Origin of the sequence: Stenotrophomonas lactitubi (genome assembly GCF_002803515.1) — a bacterium.
Taxonomy (GTDB): Bacteria; Pseudomonadota; Gammaproteobacteria; order Xanthomonadales; family Xanthomonadaceae; genus Stenotrophomonas; species Stenotrophomonas lactitubi.
The window spans coordinates 2,712,626-2,721,103 of record NZ_PHQX01000001.1 but is presented as its reverse complement, the minus strand read 5'-3'; the positions used below and the strand labels follow the sequence as shown (position 1 = coordinate 2,721,103).

At 66.6% G+C, this 8,478-nt stretch carries 9 protein-coding genes; 5 read left to right on the top strand and 4 right to left on the bottom strand.

Going from position 1 to position 8,478, the window contains the following annotated elements; genetic code table 11:
• The first annotated feature begins 83 nt into the window (after positions 1 to 83).
• The 3 genes from CR156_RS12840 to CR156_RS12830 all read left to right on the top strand — a co-directional run bounded on the left by CR156_RS12840 (position 84) and on the right by CR156_RS12830 (position 2,620).
• Complete coding sequence (locus CR156_RS12840; RefSeq protein ID WP_100553121.1) at positions 84 to 290, top strand: hypothetical protein; 207 nt, start codon at positions 84 to 86, stop codon at positions 288 to 290.
• A gap of 147 nt (positions 291 to 437) precedes the next feature.
• A complete protein-coding gene (rimO, locus tag CR156_RS12835) occupies positions 438 to 1,799 on the top strand; it encodes a 30S ribosomal protein S12 methylthiotransferase RimO (protein WP_100553120.1) in 1,362 nt (453 codons plus the stop codon).
• 38 nt (positions 1,800 to 1,837) lie between these two features.
• A complete protein-coding gene (locus CR156_RS12830; protein ID WP_409349552.1) occupies positions 1,838 to 2,620 on the top strand; it encodes a DUF3025 domain-containing protein in 783 nt (260 codons plus the stop codon).
• Positions 2,621 to 2,662: 42 nt separating this feature from the next.
• Here CR156_RS12830 and greB read toward each other — a convergent pair whose 3' ends face one another.
• Both greB and CR156_RS12820 read right to left on the bottom strand, forming a co-directional pair.
• A complete protein-coding gene (greB, locus tag CR156_RS12825) occupies positions 2,663 to 3,178 on the bottom strand; it encodes a transcription elongation factor GreB (protein ID WP_100553118.1) in 516 nt (171 codons plus the stop codon).
• 78 nt (positions 3,179 to 3,256) lie between these two features.
• Positions 3,257 to 4,762 (bottom strand): helicase HerA-like domain-containing protein, encoded by a 1,506-nt coding sequence (locus CR156_RS12820; RefSeq protein ID WP_100553117.1) that lies wholly within the window; start codon positions 4,760 to 4,762, stop codon positions 3,257 to 3,259.
• A 122-nt stretch (positions 4,763 to 4,884) separates the two neighbouring features.
• Here CR156_RS12820 and CR156_RS12815 point away from each other — a divergent pair, with 122 nt between their 5' ends.
• Both CR156_RS12815 and CR156_RS12810 read left to right on the top strand, forming a co-directional pair.
• Positions 4,885 to 6,495: a transglycosylase SLT domain-containing protein gene (locus tag CR156_RS12815; protein WP_100553116.1), complete on the top strand. Its 1,611-nt coding sequence runs from the start codon at positions 4,885 to 4,887 to the stop codon at positions 6,493 to 6,495.
• A 23-nt stretch (positions 6,496 to 6,518) separates the two neighbouring features.
• Positions 6,519 to 6,866, top strand: coding sequence for a ribonuclease E inhibitor RraB (locus tag CR156_RS12810; protein WP_089236327.1), 348 nt, complete (start codon positions 6,519 to 6,521; stop codon positions 6,864 to 6,866).
• A gap of 113 nt (positions 6,867 to 6,979) precedes the next feature.
• Here the strand turns inward: CR156_RS12810 and asd are convergent, their stop codons facing one another.
• Complete coding sequence (gene asd / locus CR156_RS12805) at positions 6,980 to 7,822, bottom strand: archaetidylserine decarboxylase (RefSeq protein WP_099819031.1); 843 nt, start codon at positions 7,820 to 7,822, stop codon at positions 6,980 to 6,982.
• Entirely contained in the window at positions 7,819 to 8,469 is a 651-nt protein-coding gene (locus tag CR156_RS12800) for an SCO family protein (RefSeq protein WP_100553115.1), read from the bottom strand. Before CR156_RS12800 ends, asd begins: the two co-directional genes overlap by 4 nt.
• Positions 8,470 to 8,478 lie beyond the last annotated feature (9 nt).

The following is an 8,478-nucleotide window of genomic DNA, read 5'->3' as shown; positions in this document are numbered from 1 at the left end:
CGTCTGCCGGCGACGGCAGACGCCCAGCTTGTCAACCGTATCGGCCGCCGGTGAAAGCGGCCTCTTTTTTTCCTGGAGTTCTCATGAAATTCAATGCTCGACTTGTCCTGCTTACCCGCGCCGTGGAGCAACCCGGCGTGGTCAACCTGCACTTCCGCGCGGAGGGGGAGGCGGTCCCGCCGCAGATGGTGATTCCGGTGGCACCGGCCGATGCCTACGCCCTGAAGTTCGGGGGGCTGTATCGGTTCGAGCCGGTGGAAGTGGACGAATTGCCCTCCGCCCTGTCCTGAAAGGTCGGGATGGGGCGGACAAGGGGCTGTCGCGGCAGTTCAGGGACCATGGCCCAACCCCGGTATACTGGCGCCCTTTCAGGCCCCGGCCCCCAGGTCCCCCTGCCATGCCGGCAGGGGCCCAGGCCCCCAGAGTCCCGCGATTCCATGTCCCAGCTGAACCCCAAAGTCGGCTTCGTCAGCCTTGGCTGCCCGAAGGCCCTCGTCGATTCCGAGCGCATCCTTACCCAGCTGCGGTCGGAAGGCTACGACATCGTCCCGTCCTACGATTCGGCCGATGTGGTGGTGGTCAACACCTGCGGCTTCATCGATTCGGCGGTGACCGAATCGCTGGATGCGATCGGCGAGGCGATGAACCAGAACGGCAAGGTCATCGTCACCGGCTGCCTGGGCAAGCGCCCGGAGCAGATCCGTGAGGCATACCCGAACGTGCTGGCGGTGTCCGGGCCGCAGGACTACCAGAGCGTGATGGAGGCCGTGCACGCGGCGCTGCCGCCCAAGCACGACCCGTTCGTGGATCTGGTGCCGGACTACGGCATCAAGCTGACCCCGCGCCACTACGCCTACCTGAAGATTTCCGAGGGCTGCAACCACCATTGCAGTTTCTGCATCATTCCGTCGATGCGCGGCAAGCTGGTCTCGCGCCCGGTGGATGACGTGCTGCGAGAAGCCGAGCGCCTGGTGCGTGGCGGTGTGCGTGAGCTGCTGGTGGTTTCGCAGGACACCTCTGCCTACGGCGTGGATGTGAAGTACGCCGAGAAGATGTGGCGCGACAAGGCTTACCAGACCCGGCTGAAGGCACTGTGCGAAGGCTTGTCCGAGCTGGATGCGTGGGTGCGCATGCACTACGTCTATCCGTATCCGCACGTCGATGACGTGGTGCCGCTGATGGCCGAGAACCGCATCCTGCCGTACCTGGACATCCCGTTCCAGCACGCCAGCCCGCGCATCCTGCGCCTGATGAAGCGCCCCGGCGCGGTCGAAAAGACCCTGGAGCGCGTGCAGAACTGGCGCCGCATCGCGCCGGACATCACCGTGCGTTCGACCTTCATCGTCGGTTTCCCGGGCGAGACCGAGGCCGAGTTCGAAGAGCTGCTGTCCTTCCTGGACGAAGCGCAGCTGGACCGCGTCGGTGCGTTCGCCTACTCGCCCGTCGAGGGTGCCACGGCCAACAACCTGCCGGACCCGGTGCCGGAAGAAGTGAAGCAGGAACGACTGGCGCGCTTCATGGAAAAGCAGGCGCAGATTTCGGCCTCGCGTCTGGAAGCCAAGATCGGCACGGTGCAGCAATGCCTGGTCGATGCCATCGAAGGCGATATCGCCGTGGCCCGTTCCAAGGCCGATGCGCCGGAAATCGACGGTCTGGTGCATATCCAGAACGCCGACCAGGTGGCGCTGCGCGTGGGTGAGTTCGTCGACGTGGAAATCACCGAGAGCGACGAGCACGACCTCTACGGCGATGCACTGCCGCCGACCACGCGCCCGGCCTTCGACCTCAAGGTGCTGTGACCGGGGCGGAGGCTGCTGATGGCGGCCCCCGCCGCTTCGTGGCACCGCTGCGCGCGGCGGTGGATCGGTCTGCGTTCGATCATCCGGTGTTTGCCGGTATCGCCGAATTCGTTGATCTGCTGACCACAGCGGACTGGCCGCGCGTGTCCGACCTGGACGCGCGCCTGGCGCTGCCGGGCAAGCGCATTGTTGAACAGGATGCGGCGCTGCTGGCCGATGGCCTGCACTATGAAACGCGCATCGCCGAAGGGCGCATCGCCACCCGTGCCGACAACTGGCACGACCTGTTCAATGCCCTGGCCTGGGCACGCTACCTGCCGATCAAGCGCGCACTCAACGCGCAGCAATGCCGGCACATCGAGCGCATGGCCGCCGGACAGCGCAACCGCGCGCAGGCTGCGCTGACCCAGTTCGATGAAACCGGCGTGGTGGTGCATGTGCGCGACCGGGCATCACTGGCAGCCTGGGATGCTCACGATTGGCGCGCGTTGTTCGAACCGAGCCATTGGCAGTCAGGGCGGATCGCCATTGCCGCTGTATTTGGTCATGCCTTGATGGAACAGGCGCTGCTGCCGGGCCGGCTGCTGGTGGGTAAATGCATCGTGCTGCAGGGCGATGACGATGCCGGCTGCATCGATGTGGTCGCGCAGGCCATCGACGAGGGCAGAGTGCTGCTCGACCCTCTGGAGCTGCGCCCGCTGCCATTGGCAGGCATTCCGGGCTGGCACGCCGATCAGGCACCAGCCTTCTACGCGAACGACGATTATTTCCGCCCACTGCGCGAAGGGCGTCGTTATCCGCCGCCGCTGCCGCTCCAGTAGAGCCGAGCCCGTGCTCGTTGAGCGCTGCTGCCCGGCAGAGGCTCAGCCCTTGGCCGCAGTCTCGTACTCGACATCGATCACCGCAAAGGTGTGATGACCACTGGGCAGTTCCACCGAAAACTCATCATCCAGGCGCTTCTTCAACAAGGCCCGCGCCAACGGCGAATCGATGCTGATCCAGCCCAGTCCTGCATCGGTCTCATCCGGCCCGACGATGCGGTAGCGGCTGGTCTGCCCGCTGTCCACGTTCTCCAGCTCCACCCAGGCACCGAAGAACACCGCTTGCGGATCGGTCGGCGTGGTGTCGACCACGCGCAGCGATTCCAGGCGCTTGGTCAGGTAGCGCACGCGACGATCGATCTCGCCCAGCTGCTTCTTGCGGTAGGTGTATTCGGCATTCTCCGAGCGATCACCTTCGGCTGCGGCCGCAGCCAGCGCCTTGACCACCTCGGGTCGACGTACCCGCCACAGCTCATCCAGCTCGGCTTTCAAGCGTGCATGGCCGGCTGCGGTGATCAGCGCGGTGCTCTTTTCTGCGGGGGGACGCCAACGCGACATGTAATGCGGCTTCTCGTACGGAATGAAACAAATACGGCGCGCCGCTGCCGGCGCGCCGCGAAGGTGCTGCCGGAGTTCTCAGCGCTTGCCGCCGAAGATGCCACCGAGGATGCCGCGCACGATCTGGTTGCCCAGCTTGGTACCGACCGTACGCGTGGTCTGCTTGGCCATCGTCTCGATCATGCCCTGGCGGCGCTTGGTGCCAAAGATCGCGTCCTTGATCGATTGTCCGAAGCCGCCTTCCTGCGCCTCGTCCTGCTCACGGCTGCGTGCGGCCGGCGCATCGGTTTTCTCAACCGCCTTCTGCGCGCGCTGGGCCAGCAGTTCGGCGGCTGATTCGCGGTTGATGGCGGTGTCGTAGCGGGTGCCGACCGGGCTGCCGGCCCGCACCTGCGTACGTTCGGCCTCGGTGACCGGTCCCATGCGGCAGCGCGGCGGGGCGATCATCGTCTGCTGCACCGGCATCGGCACGCCCTTGTCCTGCAGCGTGGACACCAGCGCCTCGCCGGTACCGAGCTGGCTGAGCACCTTCACCACATCCAGCTTGGGATTCGGCACGAAGGTCTCGGCGGCGGTCTTCACCGCCTTCTGGTCGCGCGGCGTGAATGCGCGCAACGCGTGCTGCACGCGGTTGCCGAGCTGGCCGAGGATGTTGGCCGGTACGTCGTCCGGGAACTGCGAGCAGAAGTACACGCCCACGCCCTTGGAACGGATCAGCCGCACCACTTGTTCGATGCGCTGTACCAGTGCAGGCGGTGCATCGTCGAACAGCAGATGCGCTTCGTCGAAAATGAAGACCAGCTTCGGCTTGTCGAGGTCGCCGACTTCGGGCAGCTGCTCGAACAGCTCCGACAGCAGCCACAGCAGGAAGGTGGAGTACAGCTTGGGCTTGAGCACCAGCTGGTCGGCGGCAAGGATGCCGATGACACCGCGGCCATCATGGTTGACCCGCATGATGTCGGCCAGTTCCAGCGCCGGTTCGCCGAAGAAGTGCTCGCCGCCGTCCTGCGCCAGGCGCAGCAGGGCGCGCTGGATGGCGGCCACCGACTGCGCGCTGACCAGGCCGTACTCGGTGGAGATGTCCTTGCGCTCCTCGGCCACCAGGCCGAGCAGGGCGCGCAGGTCGTCCATATCCAGCAGCAGCAGGCCGCGGTCATCGGCCAGCTTGAACACGATGTCGAGCACGCCGGCCTGGGTGTCGTTCAATTCCAGGATGCGTGCCAGCAGGGTCGGGCCCATCTCGCTCACGGTGGTGCGCACCGGGTGGCCGAGCTTGCCGTACAGATCCCAGAACACGGTGGGGCTGGCCGCCGGGGCGTAGTCGCCCACACCGATCTCGGCCGCGCGCTTGAGCAGGTTCTCGGCGCCGGTACCCGGCACCGCCAGCCCCGACACATCGCCCTTCACATCGGCCAGGAACACCGGTACCCCAATCCGCGAGAAACCCTCGGCCAGGGTCATCAGGGTCACGGTCTTGCCGGTGCCGGTGGCGCCGGCCACCAGCCCATGGCGGTTGCCGAGTTTCGGCAGCAGGGTGACAGCCACATCGTCGGTGATGCCTTTGCCGAGCAGAATCGGATCCATGGTCCAGCCCTTGTGATGAATGTGCCAATGTTAACCGCCGACAGTGACGGGCCGAAGGTCGGCTTGCCCCGACCTTGGCAGCGCCGCTACTCTGCCTGCCTGTTTCATACACAGTGCCACCAATGCCCGTTCCTGTCCTGATTTCCCGTACCTGGCCGCTGCTGGCCCTGGCTGGCCTGGTTTCCCTGGCGCCGGAGGCCCACGCACAGCGGGTTTCGGCCCGGGACAAGGTGAAGGTGGATACACTGCAGCAGCGCATGACGGCTGCCGAGAAGCGCTACAGCGATGCCGTGCTGCTGGTGGCCAACGCCGATCCGAAGGGGCGCAACGAGGCTGATGCCGCGCTGGAGGACATGGAAGATGTCATCAGCGAGTGCGTGAAGCAGAAGGGGTGCCAGATGAGCAACATGCTGGCGACCTACAAGCGGCTGCTCAAGCATGACGCCGATGCCGCCGCCGATGATGACGTGGCCGATGAAGCCGGCGACCGCCTGGAAGCCGACCCGGACCATGTCGGCCCGCTGGCTGCCGACGTGCCCGAGGCCGCCCGCGCAGCGGCGCTGCTCAACGACAAGCGCCATGCCTTCGACAACATGGTCGAATACAACCCGGCCGTGCAGGCCGGCATCCGCCGCTGGCTGACCGACATGCGCCCGGCGCTGATGACCACCTACGAGAACTACCAGAACCTGCGCGCGGTGATGTGGCCGGAATGGGAGAAGCGCGGCCTGCCCGAGGCGCTGCTGTTCGGCATCATGGCCAAGGAGTCCAATGGCCGCGTGCATGCGTCCTCACGTGCCGGCGCCGCAGGCCTGATGCAGTTCATGCCGGCCACCGGCCGCCGCTTCGGCCTGGGCCCGGACGGTACCGGTTTCGATACCCGCTTCGATGCGCGCAGCGCCGCCGAAGCCAGCGCGACGTACCTCAACGAGCGCATGCGTGAGCTCAACAACAACGTCGAACTGTCGTTGGCCGGTTACAACGGCGGTGAGGGCCGCGCGGCGCGCGTCTACAAGCAGTACCCGGGCCAGAGCTTCTGGGTGGACAGCGTCTACAACCAGTTCCCCGGCGAGACCAAGGACTACGTGCCGATGGTGATCGCCGCGTCCTGGATCTTCCTGCACCCGCAGCAGTACGGCGTGGAGTTCCCGAAGATCAATGCACAGCCGGCCACCATCCGCCTGGCCCGCTCGACCACGATCTACGAGCTGACCATCTGCCTGGGCAGCCATGGCACCCGCGATGGCTACATGCGCGCATTGCGCAACCTCAACCCGCGCTATGAGGCCGACGGCTGGATTCCGGCCGGCACCCTCATCAACGCCACCAACCGCATTGCCGGCCTGTACGCGCGCAACTGCGTCAGCGGCCCGCGTGCGGATCTGGCACGCACCCTGATCACCGCCGACCTCAATGCCGCGATCGTGCGCCCCAGCGCCGCCAGCTACACCGGTAGCGTGGCCGTGGGCGGAGTGGTGCCGGTGGTCGATCCCAATGCCGCCAGCAGCGTGCCGACCACGCCCGCAGCGCCCGTGGCTGCGCCGCGCCCGGCGCCGGCCCCGCGTGCCAAGCCGGCCCGCAGCTACAAGGTCGGCAAGGGTGAGACCCTGGGCCGGATCGCCGCGAAGTTCCAGTGCGATGTGCCGGTGCTGGCCCGCGCCAATGGCCTCAAGGCCCCCGGCTACAGCCTGCGCCACGGCCAGGTGCTGAAGCTGCAGGGCTGCGACAAATAATTTTTCTGCAATCTGGATATCGCATGGACATCGAAGACACCCGCAACCTGTTCACCAACCTCCGCGAGAACACCGACTGGGACCTGGACGCTCCGCTGCTGTGGGGGTACTTCTTCGTGCACTCCACCGCCGAGCCGCTGCAGGCACTGGGCACCCACCTGCAGGCGCAGGGCTATGTGCTGGTGGAACTGTTCGAGCAGGAGCCGGAGGACGGTGACGCTGCATTCCACGTGCTGCACGTGGAGCGCGTGGAAGTCCACGACGAAACCTCGCTGGACAAGCGCAACCAGGAACTGAGCGCGCTGGCCACGCAGATGGGCGTGGAAGACTACGACGGCATGGACGTCGGCCCGGCGCCGACCCTGCAGTAACGCCCGCATCCGGTAGTGCCGGCCGCTGGCCGGCATTCCGTTGAAGCCATCCACGCATGGCGTGGATCTACTGGCCAAGCGTGAGCCCAGCACGGCTCGGCTCTACATGAACCTCAGCGCAGCTTCGCCAGTGCCTGGCCCAGCTGCACCGGATGCTCTGCATCCAGATGCGGGGCGAATTCGGCCACGCCCGGCGGCAGCAGCACGATCACGGTCGAGCCGTAATTGAAGCGCGCCATCTCTTCGAAGCGCTGCAGCGTGATGCCGCGGCCACGATAGTCCTTGCGGGTGATGCGGTCGCCGTAATGCGGAATTTCTTCGCCGCTCCACACCGTTTCCACGCCCGATACCAGCAGCGCGCCGACCATCACGCTGACCATCGGGCCGAAACTGGTGTCGAAGTGGCAGACCAGGCGTTCGTTGCGTGCGAACAGGCCGGGCACGTTGTTCACCGCGGCCGGGCCAACGCTGAACAGGCGGCCGGGCACATGCACGGTTTCGCGCAGGGTGCCGGTCCACGGCATGTGCACGCGGTGGTAGTCGCGCGGCGACAGGTACACCGTGGCATACAGCCCATCGTTGAACGGCTTGGCATCCTCGGCGCTGCCCAGCAGCTCGGCGGCGGTGAAGGACTGGCCCTTGGCCTGGAAGATGCGGCCGGCGTCGATCTTTCCGAGCTGGCTGATGCGGCCATCGGCCGGCATCACCAGGCTGCGCGGATCCGCATCGGCCACGCGCGCGCCGGGTTTCAGCGCGCGGGTGAAGAACTGGTTGAAGGTCGGGTAGCTGCGCGGGTCAGGGTTGGCCGCTTCATCCAGGTTGACGTTGAACTTGCGGGTGACCGTGTCGATCAGCCAGCGCGATACGCGCGGGTTGTCCGAGTACGCCAGCGAACGCGCCATCGAGGACAGCAGGCGGTGGGGCAGGACGTACGTCAGGGCGGTGGTCAGACTCATGGGGCGGATTTCTCGGTCAGCTTCTGCAGGTCGCGGGCGATCGCCGGCGCGTTGAACGGGGGCCGCACCAGGCCGGCAAGCCGGCCCTGCGGGTCGAGCACGGCCAGGCTGGCGGAGTGCTCGAGGGTGTAATCCTCGGGATTCTCGTCGAAGTGCTTGCCCGGCACCTTCTGGAACACGAAGCCCAGCGAGGTGGCAAAGCGCTCCAGCGAGGGGATGTCAGCGGTCGCCGCCAGGGTGTCCTTGTGGAAGCCATGGGCGTACTCGCCCAGGCGCGTGGCGGTGTCGCGCTCCGGGTCGACCGAGACGAACAGCACGCGCGGGCGCAGGCTGTCGGGCAGGGCTTCCCACTGGTTCTGCGCACCGGCCAGCTCGGCCAGGGTGGTCGGGCACACGTCCGGGCAGAAGGTGAAGCCGAGGAACACCAGGGTCCAGTGGCCCTTCAGCTCGCCGGGAATCAGGCGCGTGCCGTCGGACTGGGCCAGGTTGTAGTCGGGCAGGGCGCGCGGCTGCGGGTACAGGGTGATCGCTTCGGTGGCCGGCTGCCCGGCCGGCGGCTTCGGCGCGAACACCTGCTGGGCGGCGAGCAGGCCAAGGCCCGCCGCCAGAGCGATCAGCAGGATGATGCCGGCGTTGCGATTGAACATGGGATTCCG

Excerpts from the sequence above, each read along its gene's own strand:
- CR156_RS12840 (WP_100553121.1), top strand. The coding sequence starts at position 84 with ATGAAATTCAATGCTCGACTTGTCCTGCTTACCCGCGCCGTGGAGCAA.
- rimO (WP_100553120.1), top strand. The coding sequence starts at position 438 with ATGTCCCAGCTGAACCCCAAAGTCGGCTTCGTCAGCCTTGGCTGCCCG.
- greB (WP_100553118.1), bottom strand. The coding sequence starts at position 3,178 with ATGTCGCGTTGGCGTCCCCCCGCAGAAAAGAGCACCGCGCTGATCACC.
- CR156_RS12820 (WP_100553117.1), bottom strand. The coding sequence starts at position 4,762 with ATGGATCCGATTCTGCTCGGCAAAGGCATCACCGACGATGTGGCTGTC.
- CR156_RS12815 (WP_100553116.1), top strand. The coding sequence starts at position 4,885 with ATGCCCGTTCCTGTCCTGATTTCCCGTACCTGGCCGCTGCTGGCCCTG.
- CR156_RS12810 (WP_089236327.1), top strand. The coding sequence starts at position 6,519 with ATGGACATCGAAGACACCCGCAACCTGTTCACCAACCTCCGCGAGAAC.
- asd (WP_099819031.1), bottom strand. The coding sequence starts at position 7,822 with ATGAGTCTGACCACCGCCCTGACGTACGTCCTGCCCCACCGCCTGCTG.
- CR156_RS12800 (WP_100553115.1), bottom strand. The coding sequence starts at position 8,469 with ATGTTCAATCGCAACGCCGGCATCATCCTGCTGATCGCTCTGGCGGCG.